This window comes from Candidatus Benthicola sp., from assembly GCF_058719085.1.
Map to the genome: position 1 here is coordinate 1 of NZ_JBZQEK010000111.1, position 22481 is coordinate 22481.

Genomic DNA, 22481 nt, shown 5'->3' on the forward strand with positions numbered 1-22481 from the left:
AGCGACGGCCGAGCTCTCCGCGGCAGAGCTGGAGAGCCTCTACTGGGCCCGGCAGGACAGCGCCCGCATGCGGTTCACGCAGGCGGACGTGGACTTCATGACCGGTATGATCGCCCACCACGCTCAGGCGATCGTGATGTCGGAGCTGGCTCCCTCGCACGGCGCCAGCCCGACCGTTCAGACCCTCGCGGCCCGGATCATCAACTCGCAGCGGGATGAGATCGCCGCCATGCAACGCTGGCTGGAGCTTCGCGGTCAGCCCGCGCCCGAGGTCAGCGAGGGTGGGCACGTGATGTCGTCCGCGGACGGGGCGCACGGTGCCCACGGAGCCCACGGCCACACCATGCCGGGAATGCTCACTCCGGAGCAGCTCGACGAACTGCGCGGCGCCTTCGGGACCGAGTTCGATCGCCTGTTCCTGGCCTACATGATTCAGCACCACGGGGGAGCGATCGTCATGGTGGACGAGCTCATCGCCGTGGATGGAGCCGCCCAGGACCGGGCCGCGTTCAAGCTCGCGTCCGACGTCCGGGTCGATCAGATCACCGAGATCGAGCGGATGGAGCAGTTACTGGAGCAGATTCTCAAGACGGAATCGCCGGACTGAAACCGAGACTCGAGAGGAACCGATGATCGCTGACGTGCCTTCTCCGCGGCGGGCCCTTCGATGGCTTACCGGGGCCACCGCTTCCCTGTTCGTCACCGCCTGCGCTTCGTCTTCGACGGCACCGCCCGCAGAGCCGCCGACCGCACAGCCGGCTCCGGCCGCACAACCGGCCCCGGCTGCGCCCGCAAAGCCGGCGAAGGCGCCCTCCGCGGAGGCCGCATCGAAAACGAAGTCGAGCGATCCTCGGGCTCAGCTCGGAGACGGGCTCTTCGACGCCGAGGAGGCGATCTGGAACCTCCGCCTGGTGTCGGCCACACCTCCACCGGCCGAATTCGTCGGGTCCACGAACTCCGACCTCGCCTTCATCGACCATTACGCGATCCAGGGTAACTTCGATGGCTTCCAGATCTGGGACCTCTCGGACCCCGCTTCGCCCGTCCTCGTGAAGAGCTACGTCTGCCCCGCCTCGCAGAGCGACGTGTCCGTGTACGGGAACCTGCTGTTCGTTTCGGGCGAGGGTTATGAGGGTCGGCTCGACTGCGGCACCGAAGGCAACGAGGAGAGGGTGAGCCCGAACCGCCTCCGCGGCATCCGCATCTTCGACATCAGCGACATCGAGGACCCGAAGTACATCGCCAACGTGCAGACCTGCCGAGGATCTCACACGCACTCCGTGCTCGTGGACCCGGAGGACAGCGAGAACGTCTACATCTACGTGTCGGGATCCGCGCCCGTCCGTCCCGATGAGGAGCTGCCGGGCTGTTCCGCCCAGTCGCCGGATGAGGACCCGAACTCGGCGCTGTTCCGCATCGAAGTGATCCGGGTGCCGCTGGCCCACCCGGAGCAGGCGGCGATCGTCTCGTCGCCCCGGATCTTCGAGGGCCTGGTGGAGGCCCCGGGACACGGGCCGAGCGAGGCCGATCTCGAGGAGATCGAGAAGGCCCGCGCGCGCGGGGCGTTCGTCGTCGAGTACCAGAACCAGACGATGGTCCTGCCAGACGGATGGGCCGACCAGCTGCTCGGACAGATGGTGGAGCAGCGGGGAGGCGAGGGTCCGCCGACGGCCGCCGACAGCGCGGCGCTGAGAGAGCGCCTGCCGGCCATGGTCGCTCGAATGACGGGCGGGGATGAGGATGAGGGGGATGGCCCACGACCCGGCCCGACGCAGTGCCACGACATCACCCTGTACCCGGAGATCGGGCTCGCCGGTGGAGCGTGCGAGGGATACGGCCTCCTGATCGACATCTCGGATCCGGTGAACCCGAAGCGGATCGCGGCCGTGGCGGACTCGAACTTCTCGTACTGGCATTCGGCGACCTTCAACAACGACGGCAGTCAGATCCTGTTCAGCGATGAGTGGGGCGGAGGCGGCGCGGCGAAGTGTCGGGTCGGAGACCCGTACCAGTGGGGCGCGGACGCGCTGTTCTCCATCGCCGACGGCGACATGCAGTTCCAGAGCTACTACAAGCTGCCGGTGCCTCAGCTCTCCACCGAGATCTGCGTGGCCCACAACGGATCGCTGATCCCGGTTCCGGGACGCGACATCATGGTCCAGGCGTGGTACGAGGGAGGAATCTCGGTGTTCGATTGGACGGACCCTGCCCATCCCTACGAGATCGCCTTCTTCGATCGCGGCCCGGTGGATGCCAGCCAGCTCGATCCAAGCGGCGGGCCCTGGTCCGTCTACTGGTACAACGGGCTCCTCGTGAGCTCCGAGATCGCCCGGGGCCTCGACATCCTGGAACTGGTCCCGAGCGAGTTCCTGACAGAGAACGAGGTCGAGGCCTCGAAAACGGTTGAGCTAGCATACTTCAACGTGCAGGGACAGCAAAAATTCGTGTGGCCAGCCACGTTCGTGCTCGCGCAGGCCTACGTGGACCAGCTGGAGCGATCGGGCGGCATGAGCGCCGAGGGCGCGTCGATGGCGCGTTCGTTGCTGTCGCAGCTGGAGTCCATGCCGGCATCGGCGCGTAAGGCGAGCCTGATGCAGATGTCGGAGCACCTGGAGCACCTGGCCGGTGACTCGGAGGACGAAGCGGACGCGAAGAAGCTCTCCATGCTCTCGAACACGGTTCGGGCGCTGGCAGAGGGCTGAGGATCAGCGGAGCCCGGCCCCGGCGCCGGGTTCCGCATGCTCCCACTCCCTCTCGAGCCACGACCGCTGGGCCTCGGCCTCCGGGCCGCGGCCCAGCGCCTCCAGAGAGCGTGCGCGGTACAGTCGGACGAGACGGCTCAGGCCCCACCCCACGTCGATCAGATCGATCCTCAGCGGACAGCGTTCCATCCGCTCGAACAGGTCGATCGCCCGCTCGTGCTCTCCGAGGCCCTGCGCCAGCAGGCCGGTGATGAAATAGTCGACCGGATACGGACGCGGCAGCTCATCCAGCTCACCGATGGCGGTGTCGAGCCACTGCCTGGCCACGGCGACGCTGTCCGGACCGGCGTCGAGAGCGAGGAAGCCCCGCCACAGGGGCGGGATGTCGGACTCGAGATCGCCCCATCCGGAGAACCAGAGGGTTCGCGCGTCCGGATTCTGGGCGAGTGCGGGCCGGATGTCGGCCGTCGGTGAACGCTCGTGGATCGCCGCGGAGTGCCTCAGCACGGTCCGGCGGCGGTCCGGATCTGCATAGTGTGGCGCCGACCAGGCCCAATCCACTTCGGCCAGGGCCCGGTCGAGTTCCGGCCCCAATGCGCCGACGGCTCCCAGCACCCGGATCACTCCCATCACCTGGAAGACGTCGCCGTAATCGTAGTAGGTCTCGACATCCGCGGGGTCCCTCACCGCCCGGGACTCGAGGGCCCAGATGCCTTGCATGCGCTCGATCGCGCGGCCGGGGCGTCCAGCCGCCAGGTAGGCGTTGGCCGCGGTCCACGAAGGAATCGCGTAGTCCTCGTCCGTGGGGCGGGCTGCGCCGTACCCGCCGGGGACATCGTCCAGCGAGGCGAGAGCCGAGTCGACGGCTTCGGCGGCCTCGGCCGCCGTGCACTCCCCGACCGCCAGTCGAAGCAGGGCGTGATCGATCCGCTGCTCCGGGGTGTGATCGGCCGTGAGGGAAAGAGCCGATTCCATGTGAGCGAGCGCGCTGCGCGCCATTCCGAGGCTCACCGCCGTATCGGTGTCGCATGCCATGCGGGACCGCCACCACAGTTCCGCTCGGGCCCATTCCTCCTGAGGACGCTCCTGGTCGGGTGCGTACCGTGCCCACCGCTCGATCTCGTCCACGGTCTGCCGGTAAAGACGCTCCGCGTTCGCCATGAATTGAGCGCGTTCCTCTACGGCCGGAATCGGATCGAAGCGGTGGTCGCAGCCTTCCCACTCGATCGAGTCCCTCCTCATCACGGGAAGCAGAGGGACGTACTCGGCATCGTCGGGGTCGGTGTACGGCGGCACCAGGCGCAACGGGTCGGGCTTCATGAACATGGGGCAAGCCGGACTGCGCCAGTAACCGACCAGTCGCTCGGTGATCTCGAACTGCATGCCGCGGCTGATCTGCGACTCCGGCCAGATGCGGCTGCTCTTCAGGAACGACTGGCGAGCCAGGTTGAGATCTCCGCGGGGCCGCGCCTCTTCGGCCGAGCTCGTCAGCCACGGGTCGGTCCACTCCACTACGCCCTGGAAAAGCCACGCCTCGGCATCGGTGGAGTCCGCCGCGACGAGCTCTCGGAACTGAGAGCGAGCCATCTCGTAGTCCCCGATCGCGAACGCGTGCAAGCCCACGATGTGCGACTCGAGCCCCGGATTCAGCTCCGCGGCTCTCGCCAGTTCATCCGCTATGGAGGTCTCCTGTTGGATCCGGGGGAGGAGGTCGCGACGCCGCTCCACGTTCCGGGTCGTCCGCCAGAACAGGGTGACGGCCAGGTAGTGATGAGCCCGGGCGAACTCGGGGTCGACTTCGATCGCACGGCGGAAGCCGGCTTCCGCCTCCCCCAGCCGCCAGTCGTACAGGGCGGTCCGGGCGTCGAGGTAGGCTTGCCAGGCTTCCTGACTGGTCGACTCGGTCTGCAGAAGGTGCGGATCCTCTCCCCGTAGCTGCAGGATTCGACCCGCGATCTGCGAGACGATGGACCAGAGGTCATCCGGAGGTCCGTCGGCCACGAGCAAGGAGCCCAGGGATTCGCCGCTCGCCACGTCGTACAGGCGGGCGTCGAGGAAGGCCGTGTCCCTCCACAGCCGGGCACGGAGACCGATCAGCGTGCCGACCCGCAGGGCGCGGGTCACCTCGAGACCGTCCTCCAGCCTCGCGAACGTCGGTTGGACGAGACCGAGCTCCTGCCTCGTCCCCGACAGCTCGTGCTCGAGCGTGGCATCGACTTTGTCCCAGCCGTCGAGCTGGAGCGCGAGGAGATCGGCGGCCTCGAGGGCGAGCAGCGCCTCTTCCTCCGTCTGCCCCGTGCGCTCGAAGGCCACGGCGGCGTACGACCCTCTTGGATCCTCGCGGGCGAAGACCTCCGCCGGCGGAAATGCGACCCGCCGCACCACGAGGAACGTCCCCACGGCCGCGAGGGCTGCCCCCACGGCCAGAGCTCCCTTCGCGCCGCGGCGCTGCCAGCGAACCTTTCTGCGGAGGGCTCTCCGAACCCGCGCGCCGTTGGCGATCTCGATGTCGGAACGGCAGGAGGCCAGCGCCTGGCTCATCTGAGATGCGGTCGAGAACCGTTTCTCCGGTACCTTCTCGAGTGCGGTTCGGATGACGGCAGCCAGCTCGGAGGGCACCTTCGGCTGAAACGAGCGGACGTCGGGCGCCGAATCGACGATGTGGTGAACGAGAACCGCTCGGCGGCTCGCGTCGTCGAACGGCGGGTGGCCCGCCAGCGCCTCGAATAGCACACAACCGAGTGAATAGATGTCGGAGCGGCCGTCGATGGGCTCGTCTCCCGATACCTGTTCCGGACTCATGTACGCCGGCGTTCCGACCGTGATGCCGGTCCCCGTGAGAGTCGAGTCGGCCCCCTCCACCAGCCTGGCGATCCCGAAGTCCGCGAGCAGAGCGTGACCGGAGGCGAGCATGATGTTCGCTGGCTTGACGTCCCGGTGCACCACCCCGTGCCGGTGGGCGAAGTCGAGTGCGTCCGCAATCTCGATCGAAATCCGGGTCGCCTCGCCTACGGGCAGGACTTCATCTCTCGTGAGTCGCTCTCGAAGCGACTCGCCTTCCACGTAGGGCATCACGAAGAAGAGGAAACCGCCGACCTCGCCGGAATCGTGCAGAGAGAGGATGTGGGGGTGGGTAAGCCGGGCGACGACTTCGATCTCCCGGTGGAATCGATCGGCCCCGACGGCGCTGCCGAGCTCGGGCTTCAGTACTTTGATGGCGACTTTGCGATCGTGCTTGAGGTCTTGAGCGAGGAAGACCAGGGCCATGGCACCCGATCCCAGTTCGCGCTCGATCGAGTAGCGTTTGGCGAGTGCGGGGCGTATGCTCTCGCGCACGCTCTCCACGGGAGCCCTCCTCTCCCGGGGCCGCAAAGGGCGGAGATCCCTGCAGGTGGGGTCGCAGAATGATCTCTATCTGTAGAGTACTGTTTTCTGGCGCGAATGAAAGACCCGGTTGGTGCCGTCCCGACGCTGCGATTCCGCCCTGCCCACATCTTGCTTACCGTGGAGCATGAACTGCGTCCGAACGCTGCTCCCGCTGCCACTGCTGCTCTTTCTGACGACCGGACAGACGGTGGCCCAGGAGGTGGCTTCACAGCCCCCTCCCGAACCAATTCAGCAAATGCATGCCCTGTTCGCAGATGGGCGCTGGACGCGAGGAATCCAGGCCTTCGAGGCGGCCTGCGCGTCGGCCGACCCGGCCGTCCTGGACGCCCTGTGGGCCGATCTCCGGGGTCTCGCGACGGCCGCAGAGCTCAAGGAGTGGGAAGCTCGCTCTCCCGACGCGCGATGCGACCTCCTGCGCGAGATGGTGGCAGAACGAGCCGAGCGGGCAGGACAATCCGTGCCGGAACGTCTCGCGACCCACTACCAGCGTCTGACCAGGGTCCGCGAGGACTACTGGCTGCCGGCGAAGCGGGTTCAGGCCGGGGCGGCGGACTCACTGGGTCGGAGTCCGGACCTGATGTTCGACGACCGGGGGCTCATCTACCTTCGAATGGGCGAGCCGGATGACGTCGCGTACGCGATCGCGGGCTACGCGGACTCGATGGGCAATCGGGTCGAGGGCTGGGCGTACGACCGCCCCGGGGGACGCCGCATCTTCTTCTTCTCGCCCATCACGAACCTGTCCATCGGGAACACCGACTATCGCCTGCTCGATGCTCCGTGGCGCGCGGTGGGCATTCGGTACGGCGCCACACCGCTCCAGCTCGTCGACATGGCCGACCTGGAACTGGAGGGTAGAGCGGAAGCACCGCTCAAGGACCTGCTGCTCTCCTTTCAGGGGCTCGACCCCTACTACGCCACGCTGGCCTACCGGTCCGTGAGGGGCGGGACGCAACTGCTGCAGGACCTCACGGAGGAGCGGGAGCGGACGCTGGCGGACGTGAAGTTCGCCCTCGACTCGGTGCCGGACGCGCCGAACGTCGAGCCCGCGGTCCGGTTCGCCTGGGAGCGTCTGCGGTTCCTGGATCCTTCGACCACCCGCACCGTCGTCTGGTTCCTCGCGGGCGTGCGAGCGGGCGACCTCGTCGCGGCTGCCGACTCCGGGGACCGGGTCGTCTATCGGATCGACCTGGCCGCGACCGTCCGAACCGCCGACGCCGTCGTTCGGGACTCGGTCCGGGCTCCGTACCGGGTGCCTTCGAAGCTCTCTGACGAGGACGCGTTGATCTCGAGGCTTCCCGTCGCCGTCGGTCCCGGGGGCCACGCGGTCACGCTGACCGTGAGAGATGGCAACACGATCGGTGGTGACGACGCCGGGAAGCCGGCCGGCAACTGGGTCCGGGGCACGATCACAGGCATCGCCCTGGCCGATCTGCCGGAGGTCAGCGACATCGCCGTCGCGGCCGATTCCGGTGGCACATGGACGAGGGACGGAGCGACATTCCTCGCCGTGACGCCGAGCCATGCCACGGATTCGGAGGGACGGGTCCACGTCTACTTCGAATCGTACGGGCTCGCGCCCGGCTCCACCTACGCCGTCGAGGTCCGCGTCGTCCCGGAGAACGCGGCCGACCGCATGTGGCGGCTGGCAGCCGCCGAAACGAGCTTCCGGCTCTCGTTCAACTCCGAGATGCCGGACGGTGAGATCGGCAGACACCACCTTCGACTCGACCTCTCCGACACGCGACCCGGCGACTATGTGGTCGGAATCCGGGTTCGGGATCCGGCATCCGGGCGCGAGAGCCTCCCCTCCACTACGCCCATCCTGCGGGGCGACTGAGGCGATCGCGTCGCTCAGACGCCGAGCGCAGTGACCACAAGCCCCCTCCGACCCCCTCGATTCCGGTGCTCGCAAAGGTAGATGCCCTGCCAGGTCCCGAGGTTCGGTCTCCCTCCGGTAATCGGGATCGACACCGAACTGCCCATCATCGAGGCCTTGATGTGCGCCGGCATGTCGTCCGGTCCTTCGTCCGTGTGTCTGTAGTAAGGCGCGTTCTCGGGAACCGCCCTGTCGAAGTAGGCCTCGAAGTCGGTCCGAACGGTCGGGTCCGCGTTCTCGTTCACGGTCAGGCTGGCGGATGTATGCCGGATGAACACGTGCAACACCCCGATTCCGATCGCCTCGATCTCGGGCAGCGCCTGCAGGACGTGATCAGTAATGAGGTGAAATCCTCGCGGATAGGCGGGAAGCGTGAGTTCCTTCTGGAAGCTGTGCACGGATTCACCTCATGGATGCGAGAACTCCAGCGGGTCGCGGCAGGGTCTCCACTGGACCCTCCTCCCGGTTGAAGCCGAAACTCGATGGCTGACCGGAACACGGCAATACGAGGATGCGGTTTCGGTGGCGGGAACGGGGCGGGGTGCGAGAGATGGTGGGGGGGGTGATTGAGGGGGTGTTCATACGGGGAAGATATCTTCCCCAACCGTAGGGTGCCGATTCGAGGGGTATGCCCCACGTTCCAGCCACTAGCACGAGCAACCGGCCGATGAGAAGAGGAAACTCCATCGACCGAGCGATCATCCAGGTCGTCGCGGAGCAAGCAGCCGAGAAGCCTGAAGGCGTTCACGGCTACGAGATCGCTCGGCTGCTGTGCAAGGGCGTAGACCGGACCGGCAGATCAGGGCCCGTCCAGCTTCGCTCTCACGGAACGGTGTACAAGGCACTCGTGCGACTGCGGCGCTGCGGAGCGCTGGCAGCGGAGTGGGAGGATCCCGACACGGCGCTGGACGCCGGTCGGCCGCGCCGTCGGTACCACCGGTTGACCGAGAACGGGCGGGCGCGTGCCCGGAATCTGGAGCGAGTCCGGCGCAGCGCGGCCCGGTATCGGAGGCACACTCCGCTCTGGCCGCCGCCGTCAGAATGGGATCGACAGCCCTCCGGGGTCTCCCTCGACTTCGGGCTCGACGAACACGCGCGTGACGCTCGGATCCGCGTCCCGGATGCGTCGCTCGAGACGCTCCACGGTGGCGGCAACCTCCTGAACCTCGAGATCGCCTCGGAACTTGAGGCCAAGCGTCAGAAGGACTTCGTCGGGACCAAGGTGAACGCCGAGGATGCGGACCACGCGCTCCACCGACTCCTCGGCCAGACAAATCTCTTCGATCCGCCGGCGGCGCCGATCGGAGATCGCTTCGCCGACGAGCAGGGCCCGGGTCTCGTAGCCGAGAAAGAGGGCTACGGCCGCGAGGATGCAGCCGATGACGATGGACGCGATCGCGTCCAGAGCGGGGACATCGAGGGCTCGGCTCAGGAAGACCCCGAGGAAGGCGACCGCCACGCCTGCGAGGGCGGAAACATCCTCCGCAACGGGAACGAACACCCGCGGGTCCTTGCTGTCGCGGACCCGCTGCCAGAGGCTCTTGCCACTCCCCTTCCCTCCGAGTTCTCGAAGGGCCACGCGGAGGGCCGTGGCCTCAACCGCGAAGGCGATGGCGAGAATCGCGTAGTTCCACCCGACGTTCTGAGGAGGCTCGGGATGTCCGAGGTGGGCGAGCCCCTCGTACATACTGAATCCTCCGCCGAGCCCGAAGAGAATCATCGCCACGATGAGGCTCCAGAAGTACAACTCGGCGCCGTATCCAAACGGATGCCTCCCGTCGGCCGCCCGATGACTGCGACGATGTCCGAGCAGCAGCAGAGCCTGGTTCCCGGTGTCGGCGACCGAGTGAATCCCCTCGGAGAGCATCGCCGAGCTTCCCGTGATGGCCGCGGCCCCGAACTTCGCGACCGCGATCACCGCATTCGCGATCATCGCCGCAACGACGGCCCGGGTGCTTCCTGCAGCCATGGTCCCCACCTCGGTTCGAGTCGATCGCGTCCGCCCCCGCCCGGCGGCGCGCCGCGTTCCAATTTAGGGCGAGTCCCGCCTCGGGAAACCGGAGCACACGGCCGAACGACTACCCACGGCTGCTCGCATGAAACAGGACCGGCGTGCATCGGGTAGTGAAGTCGATGGCTTCACGCACGCGACGTCTTCTGACTTTGCTGGGCCTGGTCGGCCTGGCCGGCTGCGCTTCCTCCTCAAAGGCGCCGTCCGACGCACCCGGTGCGCCAGACGTGGCCGGCACGACCGAACCGTCGGATTCGGAGGAAGCGGACGCAGCCTCCCTCGACGGCGCCTGCGTCCAGGCGGTCACGGTCACGGTTACGATCGTGAACCGGAGTTCGTACGACCTCGAGGTCTATTTCGACGGCTACCGGGCGGGACGAACGGCGGAAGGCTTCACGCGCACCGCGTACGAGGTCCCGCGATTCCGCCTTCGCAGCACCGTGACGCTCAACATCCTTCGCGGAGGGATGCAGATCGGCGGTCCTGCCTACATCCCGGTCGAGCAGGTCTTCTGTAACGACGCGACGATCCTGGTCGGGGCCCGCCCGAAGCAGAGCGTCTTTTACGGAGACAAGCTCTATACCCCCCGACCGTCATCGACCGATCAGGGGGAGGAAGACTCGAGCTCACCGCCCTCTGATGATGGCGATGAAGGAGACATACCGGCTTAGTCGTCCCCCTCACGCTCGACGGCGGTGATCCGACCGGCCTCCAGCCGGCGTCGGGCGAGAGACGCACTCCCGACCACGCCCGACTGCGACCCGAGCTCCGAGCGCCGCACGTCCAGCCGGTCCGAGAAGATCGGTATCGCCGACTCCTGTACCGCCGTGGCCACGATGTCGACCAGGTGCGGGTTCCCGTCGACGACCCCTCCTCCGAGCACGATCCGCCGGGGGTTGAGGGCGTGAACGAGGCCGACGATCCCGGCCCCGAGGTGCCGCCCCGTCTCCTCGAGGAGCCGCGCCGCGAGCGGGTCCCCGGCCGAGGCGGCGCGGCTCACCGTGACGGCGGTGACCGCATCCTCGCCCGCCGCTTCACGAATCGCCCGGCCGGCCTCCGGATCCGCCTCGATCGCCTCGCGCGCCCGGGCCGCGATCGCCCAGCCGCCCGTGTAGGCCTCCAGGCATCCCCGCCTCCCGCAGGTGCACAGCCGACCGCCGGCCACCAGCGTCGAATGCCCCAGCTCGCCGGCCACTCCGCGGTCCCCGGTGAGCAGCCGACCCCCGCTCACGATCCCGCCTCCCACGCCCGTGCCGACGAACACGACCAGCAGGTCCTTTATGTCCCTGCCGGCGCCGTGCTGCCAGACACCCCACGTGATCGCCCGGACATCGTTCTCCACCACGACGGGAATCCCGAGCACGGCTTCCAGGCGGTCGCCGAGCGGAAAGTCCTTCCACCCGAGGTTCGGGGCGGATCGCACCGTCCCCGTCACGGTGTCGACCTGGCCGGCCACCCCGATTCCCACGGCAGCGACCGACTCCATGTCGGGTGCGCACGCATGCACGCACCGCACGATGTCAGACACGGCCTTCGAAGGCCCTCCCTGCACGTCCGTGGCCGTTCGCTCCGTGGACACCATGTGGCCGTCGGCGTCCAACGATGCGGCCTGGATCTTGGTGCCTCCGAGGTCCACGCCGACCGTCAGCGTTCGAGCGTTTGTAGAGGTCAATGATGCCTTCCCGGGGCTGGATTCGCGCTTGGCCGGTGCGACTCGGGAAGGTAGCTTCCAGCACGGTCATCGTCACCCGTCGCGTGAATCCCTCGACCGGAGTGTCTGCCATGAGCGTCAACCGCCCGATCGCGTGGCTCGGGCTCGCCCTGCTGCTCGCATCTTGTTCCGAACAGGAATCTTCTCAGTCCGCTTCCTCCCCGGAGATCGGCGATCCGACGCTGGAATGCTGTGCCGTGACGCTCCGCGCGGAGGTCCCCGAGGGCACCGGCACCGTCTACCTGGCCGGCAGTCTGCCGGAGCTCGGCCCCTGGGATCCCTCGGGGCTCGCCATGGGGGGCGAGGACGTGGTGCGGGTCGCCCGGGTGCACATGCCGCCGGGCACGGAGTTCGAGTACAAGCTGACCCTCGGAACGTGGGATGATGAAGCGCTCGGACCCGACGGCCAGGTCCCGGGCAATCACCGTCTCGTCGTCGATTCGGACACGACCGTGACCCATGTGATCGGAGCCTTCAAGAACCCGCTCGCCTGGATCGAGGATTGGGAGGGTTCCGGAGTCGAGGGACGACTCGTCTACTGGACGGACGTCGGGTCCGCCTTCCTCGGACCCACCCGGCACGTCGAGGTGTGGCTGCCGCCGGCGTATGACGAGAGCCCCGAGGCGCGTTTTCCCGTTCTGTACATGAGCGATGGGCAGAACCTGTTCGACCCGCGCATCGCCAACACGGGCGTGGACTGGGGCGTGGATGAGGCGATCACGCGCCTTTCCGAAGAGGGTCTGATCTCTCCGGTGATCGTGGTCGGCGCGTGGAGCACGGAGGAGCGCGCTCCCGAGTACTCGCCCTGGCACGGGGCCGCCGACTACGCCCGATTCCTCATCGAGGAGCTGATGCCGCGGGTGAACCGCGAGTTCCGCACGCTGACCGGGCCCGAGAACACGGCCGTCATGGGCTCGTCGATGGGAGGCCTGCTCTCGTTCTACCTGGTGACCTACCACCCGGACGTGTTCGGGAGTTGCGGCTGCATCTCGACTCACTTCCCCCTGTCGGAATCCGTCTGGGCACAGATCGGTGAGACCGTGGATGCCGAGCCCCCCGACGAGACCCCGTACATCGTGCGTGACATCGAGGAAGGCCTGACCGTTCCCCAGGGTGTCCGCTACTGGTTCGATTTCGGCACGGAGGGTCTCGATTCGGCGTACGGGCCGACGCACGAGGCCGTTCGGGAATGGCTGCTCGAGCAGGGCCTGGTCGGGGGCACCGATTTCGTGGTGCGCGAGTACGAAGGCGCGAACCACAACGAGGCGTCGTGGCGGGCCCGGCTGGAGGACCCGCTCCTGTTCCTGTTCGGAACCCGCTGACGGGGGATCCAGACATCATAAAATACCTGAGATAAGTTTGTGTAACAATCATATGAAGCAATGGGTTCAAATTTTCGTACTTTGTCTGGGGGAAGCTATCTTCCTGGGTTGCACCTCCCCGGTTTCCCCCGCCCAAACCCCGGCCACCGAACACCCGGCGCCGTGGCTCGACGGAACGGTGTGCTACGAGGTCTTCGTGCGCTCGTTCTTCGACAGCGACGGGGATGGGATTGGTGATCTCGAAGGCCTGATCGAGAAGCTCGATTACCTGAACGACGGCGATCCGGCCACCCGTTCCGACCTCGGAGTGAACTGTATCTGGCTGATGCCGGTCGCCGAGTCGCCGAGCTATCACGGATACGACGTGACCGACTACGACCGAGTCGAACCGGACTACGGCACCAACGAGGACTTCCGGCGCCTCACGGCGGAAGCCCACCGCCGGGGCATCCGCGTCCTCGTGGACATGGTCGTGAACCACACCTCCGACCGCCATCCGTGGTTTCAGGAGGCGCTGAACGATCCCGACTCGCCCTACCGGGCGTGGTATCGGTTCTCCCCTGCCCCGGGGCCGGACAACGAGTGGGGCGACAACAACTGGCGCCGCTCGCCGGTCCGGGACGAGTACTACTACGGCTTCTTCTCCGGCCGCATGCCCGACCTCAACTGGGAGACGGAAGCGGTGCGGGTCGAGATGGAGCGGATCGCCTCGTTCTGGCTCGGCGACATGGGAGCGGACGGGCTCCGACTGGACGCGGTGTGGCACCTGATGGAAGGCTCCGACGGCCAGGCCGGCCACGCTCCGCGCACGCATGACATGCTTCGGGAGTATGGGGACTACGTGCGAGAAAGTCACCCGGACGCCTTCACGCTCGGCGAAGTGTTCGACGCCTCCGACGCGATCTTCACCTACTACCCGGACCAGCTCGATGCCTACTTCGCCTTCGGGGTCTCCGAGGGCATCCTGAACGCCGTCCGTGCGGCAGACGGCTCCGGGCTGCTCGAGGCGGCGCTCCGGATGCAGGGCCGGGTGCCGGGCGATCGATACGCGCCGTTCCTCCGGAACCACGACCAGACACGCACGCGGACCGCGCTCGGCGGCGACATCGAGGGCGCGGAGCTCGCCGCGGCCCTGCTGCTCACCCTCCCGGGGGTTCCGTTCATCTACTACGGCGAGGAGCTGGGGATGCCGGGCGACAAGCCCGACCCGCGGCTGCGGACGCCGATGCCCTGGACGTCCGGTCCTCACGCCGGGTTCACCTCCGGGACACCCTGGGAGCCGCTGCAGCCCGGCTGGGAGGTGGCCAACGTGGCAACGCTGGGCGGCGCCGGGGGCTCGATCCTGAATCGCTACCGCGAGCTGATTCGCCTGCGTGCTCGATACCCGGCGCTCCAGGCGAAGGGCGAGATCCTGCCGCTGGCCGCGAGCGATCCGTCCGTCGTGGCGTGGATCCGGCGTCGCGGGAACGCCGTCGTCCTGGTGGTGGCGAATCTCGGCCACGAGCCGGCGGCCGGTGTCTCGCTGTCCTCTGACACCGGGGCCGTCCCGCCCGGCACGCACGAGATCGGAGTGATCTTTGGGCCGGAGGCAGCCGTGCCGGAGGCGGCCGTGCCCGAAGCCAGCCCTCTGCGGGTGGGAACGGATGGACGGATTCGGGACTACGTGCCCATCCCGGAGCTGGCGCCACGGCAGGCGTACGTCGTTCTTCTCGGGCAGGAGTAGAGCCGACCTCCGACCGTTCGTATTCTTGCCGCCCGCTCCGCCCCCACCTAGCGTACGGCGACCTTCAGGGGAGGCTCTCCAACCATGTCCATTCGTCCGCTCCGATCTCTCGCGCTCGGGTTCGCGCCACTGCTCGCGATCGTGCTCGCGGCCGGTCATTCGGTCCCGCTGCACGCGCAGGACGCCGGGGCGACGCTGGTGCCAGCGTCCGTGGACGCCGATGGGGTGCTCCGGTGGACCGCGAACGGTGAGGAAGTGGCCCTGTTCGGGGTCAACTATTCCACTCCGTTCGCGCATGCCTTCCGGGCGCACGGCTACCTCGGCGTGGACCGGAAGCGCGCCATCGACGCGGACGTCAACCACCTGGCGCGCCTCGGGCTGGATGCGTACCGGATCCACGTGTGGGACCGGGAGGTCAGCGACCGCGAGGGCAACCTGGTCGAGAACGAGCACCTCGACCTGCTCGACTACCTTCTGGCCCGCCTGACGGCGCATGGAATCCAGGCCATCCTCACACCGATCGCCTGGTGGCCGGCCGGCTATCCCGAGCCGGATCCCGGATCCGACGGCTTCTCGGAGGGCTACGACAAGCCCGAGATGAGCGTCGACCTCGAGGTCCGGCGCGCCCAGGCGAACTACCTGGCGCAGTTCGTCCGCCACCGGAACCCGTACACGGGCCTCACCTACCTCGAGGATCCGAACCTGATCGGGATCGAGATCTTCAACGAGCCGCGTCATCCGGCGGGCCCCGAGGAGACCACGCGGTACATCGACGCGATGACCGCGGCGTTGCGCGGCGCCGGGCTCGAGAAGCCGATCTTCTACAACATCAGCGAGAACTTCACGGACGAGCACGGCCGGGCCGTGTGCTCTGCGGACATCGACGGGGTGAGCCACCAGTGGTACCCGACCGGCCTGGTCCGGAACTCGGAGATCGGCGGCAACATGCTTCCGAACGTGGACCGCTACACGATTCCGTACGCGGACTTCCCGGAGTGCCGTGACAAGGCCCGCATGGTGTACGAGTTCGATGCGGCCGACGTGGGCGGGTCCTACATGTATCCGGCCATGGCGCGGAGCTTCCGCGGTGCCGGCTTCCAGTTCGCGACCCAGTTCGCGTACGACCCGCTCGCCATGGCGTATGCCAACACCGAGTACCAGACGCACTTCCTGAACCTCGTATATACGCCGAGGAAGGCGATCAGCTTCCTGATCGCGGGCGAGGTGTTCCGGAGGACTCCGCGCGGAGCGACGTACGGAACCTATCCGGACGACGAACGCTTCGGGCCCTTCCGGGTGAGCTACGAGGAAGACCGGAGCGAGATGGTGACGGAGGAGGCGTTCCTGTACTCGAACGGCTCCGCCGCCGAGCCGCCCGCCCCGGAGCGCCTCGAGCGGGTGGCGGGCGTCGGCCGGTCGGCGGTGGTGGAGTACGAGGGCACCGGGGCCTTCTTCCTGGACCGGCTGGCGGAGGGGGTGTGGCGCCTCGAGCTGTACCCGGACGTCGTGTGGGTCGAGGATCCATTCACCCGCCCGGGCCTGGATCGCGAGGCCGTACGGGTGATCTGGCGCACGCGGCCCATGCGCATCGACCTGCCCGATCTGGGCGTGGACTTCTCCGCCACCCCGATGAACGAGGGCAACCCGCACCGACCGACGGTGCGGGCGGGCGCCATGGACGTGCGCCCGGGCGTCTACCTGCTGACCCGCTCGCGGAGTGCGCCGCGCGCCTGGCCCACCGAATCGGACGGCCGCGACCTCAGCGAGTTCGTGGCGCCGGGGCCCTCCGGCGGACCGCCGGTCGTGCTGCACGACCCGCCCGTCGAGCATTCGGTCGGACGGTCCCTCGCCCTGCGCATGGTGGTCGCGTCCGACCGGGCGCCCGACTCCGTCGTCGTATGGCCCCGTCGGGCGGGCAACTGGCGGCCGATGCCCCGGGTGGCGCTGCAGCCGGCGGGCGGATTCGGATGGGAAGGTGAGGTTCCCGCCGAGGCCCTCCGCGAGGGGCTGCTCGAGTACGTGGCCACCGTGTACTCGGGCGAGACCGTCCGGACCTTCCCCGCCGGAGGGAAGGAAGGCGGAGGGCCCGGACAGCCGATGGACTGGGACTACACCGGACAGGACGCCTGGCGGGTCCCGGTGGTGGCGGAGAGCGCCCCGATCCTGCTGTTCGACGGAGCGAGGGACCGGGGTCACGTCCTCTATCCGCACCCGTGGTCGTACGTTTCCTTCCGCACCGACCTCATCCCCGGGAGCGGGCCCGGGGCGCTCGCCCTGTTCGCCCGGGTGGAGGACTTTGAACCGGCTCCACACCATTTCGCGCTCCGCACCTTTCTGCCCGAGTCGGAGCGCACGCGACTCGCCGATGCGCCGGAGCAATGGGTGCTCCGGATCCGCGCCCGCGCGGCCGAGGGGGGATCGGATCGACTCGAGGTGGCCCTGGTGGAACGGGACGGGACCGCGTGGGGCGCCGTCATCGATCTCGGGCCGGATTGGCGGGACCACGAGATCTCGCCCGAGAAGCTGCGTCCCGTTCCCCTCACGCTGCTCCCGAGGCCCTATCCGCAGTTCCTGCCCTACCGGATGACGGTGAAGGCGGGCGCCGAGGCGCCCCGGATCGCCGACCTGGACGGACTCCAGTTCGCGGTCGGCGCGGAGATGTTCGGCGGAAACCGGGAGAAGGCGCACGGATTCCAGATCGAGCGGGTCGTCCTCGAGGGGAAAGACTGAACCGACATGAAGAGAAGAGAGTTCGTCCGGCACACCGCGGCAGCGGGCACCATCCTCACGGTCGGTCCGGGCCTGTCCGCCGGGTGCGATGCCCGGTCGGGAGTGAGGACGTCCGTGAGCCCCGACTTCGACGCCGGGTGGTCCTTCTTCCGGGGCGAGGCGCCGGGCGCCGAACAGCTCCGGTTCGACGATGAGGGATGGACGGCCGCCGACCTCCCGCACACGGCGCGGATCGAGAACCTCGTCACCGGCCCGCCCGACAGCGAGACCTTTCAGTGGCAGGGCACCTGCTGGTACCGGAAGCGCTTCCAGCTCGCCCCGGAGGCCGCCGGCCGCACCGTGTGGCTCCGATTCGAGGGGGCGATGAACGTGGCCGACGTGTGGCTCGATGGCGAGCACCTCGGCCAGCACATGGGAGGGTGGCTTCCGTTCGGCTTCGACCTCACCGGGCGGGTGCGGGCGGGCCGTGAGCACCTCCTCGCGGTCCGACTCGACAACCGGGACGACCCGGTCACCGGGCCGAAGCCGCTCGCCCAGCTGGACTTCAACTACTATCACGGCCTGTACCGGAACGTTCGACTCGTCGTGAAGGACCGCCTCCACATCACGGACCCGATCCTGGCCGAGCGGACGGCGAGCGGCGGCGTGTTCGTCACCTACCCGGAGGCGTCTCCGGAGCGGGCGCGGGTCCGGGTACAGGTGCACGTCGCCAACCGGGGCGACGAGGCGCGCACCTTCGTGATCCGGAACCGGCTTTCGAATTCCCGCGGGGAGGTCGTGGCCGAGGATGCGTCGGGGACCCTGCAGCTGGCGGGTCCCGATGCGGACGCCGAAGTGACCCGTGAGCTCGAGGTCCTCTCCCCCGCCCTCTGGAGCCTCCGCGAGCCGTACCTCTACACGCTGGAGACCGAGATCGTCGAGGACGGACACGTCGTCGACGCGGAGCGGACGCGGGTCGGAATCCGGCGCATCGAGATGGGGCCGGACGGCTTCCGCCTGAACGGGGAAGCTATCTTCCTGAGAGGAACGAACCGGCATCAGGAGTATCCGTACATCGGGTACGGTCTGTCGGACGCCGCCCAGTTTCGCGATGCGAAGAAGATCAAGGATGCCGGCTTCGATTACGTACGTCTGTCCCACTATCCGCACGCCCCCGCGTTCATGGACGCCTGCGACGAGCTCGGCCTCGTCGTGATGGACTGCATTCCGGGGTGGCAGTACTTCAACCGGGAAGACCCGAAGTTCACGGAGATCCAGTACGAGAACTGCCGGCGCATGCTGCGGCGCGACCGCAACCACCCGTGCGTCATCCTGTGGGAAGTGTCGCTGAACGAGACCGACATGCCGGGCGAGTTCATTCGCGACACGCACGCGATCGCGCACGAGGAGTACCCGGGCGACCAGACCTACACCTGCGGGTGGACCGAGGGGTACGACGTGTTCATCCAGGCGCGCCAGCACGGAGGATGCCGGGACGTCACCGACCGGGCCTGCGTGGTGAGCGAGTACGGGGACTGGGAGTACTACGCGCAGAACGCGGGCTTCGAGCAGGATGACTGGGCCGATCTCGCCCCGGACGAGGCGAACAGCCGCCAGCTGCGCTGGCAGGGCGAGGCGGCGCTCCTCCAGCAGGCCACGAACTTCCAGGAAGCTCACAACGACAACCGGAAGACGATCGCCTTCGCCGACGGACTGTGGGTGATGTACGACTACAACCGCGGCTACGCCCCGGACATCGAGTCGTCCGGCTGCATGGACATCTTCCGGCTGCCGAAGTTCTCGCGGCAGTTCTTCCGAAGCCAGCGGCCCGCGGACGAGCTGCTCGAGCACGCGGAGTCCGGTCCGATGGTGTTCATCGCCAGCCACTGGGCGGCGGGCTCGAGCCGCTTCGTGCGGGTGTTCAGCAATTGCGAGGAGGTCGAGCTGTACCGGGACGGACGGCTGGTGGCCCGGCGCACGCCGGACGAGGACCGGATCTCCACGCACCTGGCGCACCCGCCGTTCACCTTCGATGCGGGCGAGTTCAGCCCCGGGTCGCTGAGGGCCGTCGGCTACCTGGACGGTCTCGCCGCCGCCAACCACGCGGTCCGTACCGCCGGGACACCGGTCGCCCTGGAGCTGCGCCTGGAACTGAGCGGCCGGCCGTTCGCCGCGGACTCCGGAGACGTGGCCTTCCTGCACGCCGTCCTGAGGGACGCCGACGACTGGATCGTGCCCGACGCGTGGGAGAACGTCTTCTTCGGCTCCGCCGGGGAGATCGAGCTCATCGGCCTGAGCCCCTTCTCGTCGGATGCGGGGATCGCGACGATTCTCGCGGCCTCGAAGGCGGAGCATCCGGTCGGCTTCGCCGGTGCCCTGGCGCTTCTTCGAGACGGGGAGCGGATGCACGTGGCGAGGGGAGTGCACTGGTTCGGCTCGCCCCTTCCGGGAGTCGAGCCCGAGGTCCGGGTGACGACGGACGGGGGCGACCCCACCACGGGGTCCGTCCACCGGGGAGGACCGGTGTTCGCGGAGGGTCGGGTGCGGGCGGTGATGCTGGTCGAGGGGCGGCCGATCGTGGAGGCGGACAGCGAGGCGCCGAAGTTCCGCATCCCGGGGAGCACGGCGCCGGCGTAGGGGCTAGCCCGCTGGGCGGCAGGGCCCGGCGGCAGCCACGCGGCGCCGGCAGCGGCCACAAGAAGGCCCCGAACCGGCCGAAGCCGATCCGGGGCCCAAGTTACGAGAGGAGGACCCGAAGCGGGGTCAGTGGCTCCGGGAGGAGCCTCCGGTCCTCAGGAGTCCATCCACTGCACCTGCCCTGAAGCCAGGTCGTACACTCCGCCGACCACCATGAGCTCCCCGCTCTCGACGAGGTCGGTGATCACCTGACTGGAGTTGAGAATGTCCTCCATCGTCTTCCGGACGTTCTCCTCGATGGCGAGCCGGATCGTTTCGTCGTTCGCCTCATCCGCCGCGAACTCCTGGACCCTCCGGACCTCGGCGAGCACCTCGTCGAAGTTGTCGAGCATAGCGGTCAGGTTGCCCAGCTCGACTCCGGCCACGGCTCCCTTGATCGCTCCGCAGCTCGTGTGGCCGAGTACGACGATCAGGGGCACGTTGGCCACCGCCGTCGCGAACTCGAGGCTTCCGAGCATGTCCTCGTTCTCGAAGTTGCCGGCCACCCGTCCCACGAACAGGTCGCCGATCCCCTGGTCGAAGACGATCTCGGGCGGCACCCGGGAGTCGAGGCAGCTCAGCACGGCCGCCTTCGGATACTGCCCCGCGGCGGTCGCCGCCGCCTGGGCCTTGTAGTCCCGGGGCGTGAGACGTCCCTCCACGAAGCGCTCGTTTCCGGCCCTCAGATGCGCGAAGGCCTCGGCCGGCGTCAGGGCGGCCTGCGACTCCTCGGTCATCACCTCCGACACCAGTACCGGCTCGGTGGCGGTCATCGTCGCTTCCTGCGCCTCCGGCTCCGCCGGCGCACACGCGGACACGACCGCGGTCAGACCCAGTCCAACCAAAGCGGCGAAGTGCTTCATGTCATGTTCTCCTGCACGGGTTCTATGCGCGTCAGTGGCCGCCGGGCGGCCCGTCGAACGTCGATTATATATACTAGACAAAGATTAGACAAGAGCGGCGGCGAGGGGGTGTCGGGCCTGCCCGGGTGCGGAGTCGTCGATCGGTGGCCCGGGTGGACGGGCGGAGGTATTCTCAATGGTCACGCTCCGGTCGTCGGATCCTTCCGACGCCGTGTTCCGGGCTCCGGGCCGGTCCGGACGAGCGAAGCTCGCGAACCGATCGCCCCGGCCGCGCACGGCGCGTTCCGAGGGTCTGGGAGCACGGTCATGAGGATCACGCGCGTCGTCTGCACTTCCCTTCTCCTGTTTGCCGCTTTCGACGGTCCGGCTGCCGCCCGGGACGGTGCCCGGGAGGCGAGGCCGCAGGAGGTCGAGGTTCCGCGCCAGCGCCTCCTGATGGACTACGGGTGGACCTTCACGATCGGCGACGTCCCCGGGGCCGAGGCCCCGGCGTTCGACGATTCCGGGTGGCGGTCCGTGGACCTGCCGCACGACTGGAGCATCGAGGGCCCGTACGACTCGGCCGCCGTCACCACCGGACGCGGCGGCTACCTGCCGACCGGCGTCGGCTGGTACCGTCGCTCGTTCGATCTCCCTGGCGGGACGGTGGGACGCTACTACCGGATCGAGTTCGACGGCGTGTACCAGAACAGCGACGTATGGGTCAACGGAACGCACGTCGGTCACCGGCCGTACGGCTACATCAGCTTCCACTACGACATCAGCCCGTACCTCGTGGAGGGCCGCAACGTGGTGGCGGTCCGGGTCGACAACTCCCGCCAGCCGAACTCCCGCTGGTATTCGGGCAGCGGAATCTACCGGCACGTGTGGCTCACCGTGACGGATCCTCTGCACGTCGGGTCGTGGGGCACCTTCGTGACCACGCCGCGGGTCGAGACCGGCCGCGCGACCGTGGAGGTGCGCACCCGCCTCGAGAACAAGGGAAGCTCCATCCGGCGCGGCGAGCTCCGGTCCGTGGTCGTGGACCCGGAGGGCAACGCGGTGGCCCGCGCCGTATCGCCCTTCACCCTGGCGGCCGGGGCCGGCATGGAGATCCGGCAGGAGATGGTCGTGACGGACCCCGCCCTGTGGTCGCTCGACTCGCCGACCCTGTACTCGCTGCGGACGTCCGTTCTCGACCCCGGCGGCGAGGCGGTGGACGGGCTCGCGACCCCGTTCGGCATCCGCCGCATCGAGTACGATGCGGACCGGGGGTTCCTCCTCAACGGCGAGCAGGTGAAGATGCTGGGTGTCAACCTGCATCACGGGGGCGGACCGGTCGGAGCGGCCGTTCCCGAGGCGGTGTGGGAGCGCCGGCTCCGCAAGCTGATGGAAATGGGCGTCAACGCGGTGCGGACGGCCCACAATCCGCCGGCGCCCGAGTTCCTCGACCTGTGCGACCGGCTCGGCCTCCTGGTGATGGACGAGGCATTCGACGAGTGGACGCACGGCAAGGTGG

14 protein-coding genes and 1 pseudogene are annotated in these 22481 nt (G+C 68.2%); 10 read left to right on the plus strand and 5 right to left on the minus strand.

Features of this window, described 5'->3' with window-relative positions:
• Nucleotides 1–607, plus strand: a 607-nt coding sequence (locus tag AC36XV_RS08695; RefSeq protein WP_492203293.1) for a DUF305 domain-containing protein, incomplete at its 5' end; no start/stop codon positions are given.
• Nucleotides 608–629: 22 nt separating this feature from the next.
• Entirely contained in the window at nucleotides 630–2702 is a 2073-nt protein-coding gene (locus tag AC36XV_RS08700; RefSeq protein ID WP_492203294.1) for an LVIVD repeat-containing protein, read from the plus strand.
• Nucleotides 2703–2705: 3 nt separating this feature from the next.
• On the opposite strand, the gene AC36XV_RS08705 is transcribed toward AC36XV_RS08700, so the two are convergent.
• Nucleotides 2706–6047 carry a serine/threonine-protein kinase gene (locus AC36XV_RS08705; protein ID WP_492203295.1) on the minus strand — a complete coding sequence of 1114 codons (3342 nt, stop codon included), beginning with the start codon at nucleotides 6045–6047 and terminating at the stop codon, nucleotides 2706–2708.
• Between the two features lie 166 nt (nucleotides 6048–6213).
• On the opposite strand from AC36XV_RS08705, the gene AC36XV_RS08710 reads away from it, so the two are divergent.
• Entirely contained in the window at nucleotides 6214–7929 is a 1716-nt protein-coding gene (locus AC36XV_RS08710; RefSeq protein ID WP_492203296.1) for a hypothetical protein, read from the plus strand.
• A 14-nt stretch (nucleotides 7930–7943) separates the two neighbouring features.
• Here the strand turns inward: AC36XV_RS08710 and AC36XV_RS08715 are convergent, their stop codons facing one another.
• On the minus strand, nucleotides 7944–8366 hold the full coding sequence (locus tag AC36XV_RS08715) for a secondary thiamine-phosphate synthase enzyme YjbQ (RefSeq protein ID WP_492203297.1): 423 nt from the start codon (nucleotides 8364–8366) through the stop codon (nucleotides 7944–7946).
• Between the two features lie 269 nt (nucleotides 8367–8635).
• Here AC36XV_RS08715 and AC36XV_RS08720 point away from each other — a divergent pair.
• Nucleotides 8636–8923: pseudogene (locus AC36XV_RS08720) on the plus strand (PadR family transcriptional regulator); the annotation flags it as partial.
• A gap of 81 nt (nucleotides 8924–9004) precedes the next feature.
• Here the strand turns inward: AC36XV_RS08720 and AC36XV_RS08725 are convergent.
• Entirely contained in the window at nucleotides 9005–9937 is a 933-nt protein-coding gene (locus AC36XV_RS08725) for a cation diffusion facilitator family transporter (RefSeq protein ID WP_492203298.1), read from the minus strand.
• Nucleotides 9938–10101: 164 nt separating this feature from the next.
• On the opposite strand from AC36XV_RS08725, the gene AC36XV_RS08730 reads away from it, so the two are divergent.
• The gene (locus AC36XV_RS08730) at nucleotides 10102–10650 is read left to right on the plus strand and encodes a hypothetical protein (protein ID WP_492203299.1); all 549 of its coding nucleotides are present in this window, start codon (nucleotides 10102–10104) and stop codon (nucleotides 10648–10650) included.
• Here the strand turns inward: AC36XV_RS08730 and AC36XV_RS08735 are convergent.
• Nucleotides 10647–11651 (minus strand): ROK family protein, encoded by a 1005-nt coding sequence (locus AC36XV_RS08735; protein WP_492203300.1) that lies wholly within the window; start codon nucleotides 11649–11651, stop codon nucleotides 10647–10649. The two genes, AC36XV_RS08730 and AC36XV_RS08735, sit on opposite strands and share 4 nt — an antisense overlap.
• 110 nt (nucleotides 11652–11761) lie before the next feature.
• Between AC36XV_RS08735 and AC36XV_RS08740 the strand changes: the two genes are divergently transcribed.
• The 4 genes from AC36XV_RS08740 (at nucleotide 11762) to AC36XV_RS08755 (ending at nucleotide 20081) form a co-directional block, all read left to right on the plus strand.
• Nucleotides 11762–13012 (plus strand): alpha/beta hydrolase-fold protein, encoded by a 1251-nt coding sequence (locus tag AC36XV_RS08740; RefSeq protein WP_492203301.1) that lies wholly within the window; start codon nucleotides 11762–11764, stop codon nucleotides 13010–13012.
• Between the two features lie 196 nt (nucleotides 13013–13208).
• Nucleotides 13209–14735: an alpha-amylase family glycosyl hydrolase gene (locus AC36XV_RS08745; protein WP_492203302.1), complete on the plus strand. Its 1527-nt coding sequence runs from the start codon at nucleotides 13209–13211 to the stop codon at nucleotides 14733–14735.
• A gap of 84 nt (nucleotides 14736–14819) precedes the next feature.
• Complete coding sequence (locus tag AC36XV_RS08750) at nucleotides 14820–17465, plus strand: glycoside hydrolase 5 family protein (protein ID WP_492203303.1); 2646 nt, start codon at nucleotides 14820–14822, stop codon at nucleotides 17463–17465.
• A gap of 6 nt (nucleotides 17466–17471) precedes the next feature.
• The gene (locus AC36XV_RS08755) at nucleotides 17472–20081 is read left to right on the plus strand and encodes a glycoside hydrolase family 2 protein (protein WP_492203304.1); all 2610 of its coding nucleotides are present in this window, start codon (nucleotides 17472–17474) and stop codon (nucleotides 20079–20081) included.
• A gap of 155 nt (nucleotides 20082–20236) precedes the next feature.
• Here the strand turns inward: AC36XV_RS08755 and AC36XV_RS08760 are convergent, their stop codons facing one another.
• The gene (locus AC36XV_RS08760) at nucleotides 20237–20983 is read right to left on the minus strand and encodes a carbonic anhydrase family protein (protein ID WP_492203305.1); all 747 of its coding nucleotides are present in this window, start codon (nucleotides 20981–20983) and stop codon (nucleotides 20237–20239) included.
• 306 nt (nucleotides 20984–21289) lie between these two features.
• Between AC36XV_RS08760 and AC36XV_RS08765 the strand changes: the two genes are divergently transcribed.
• The coding region (locus AC36XV_RS08765; RefSeq protein WP_492203306.1) for a glycoside hydrolase family 2 TIM barrel-domain containing protein at nucleotides 21290–22481 on the plus strand (1192 nt) is incomplete at its 3' end.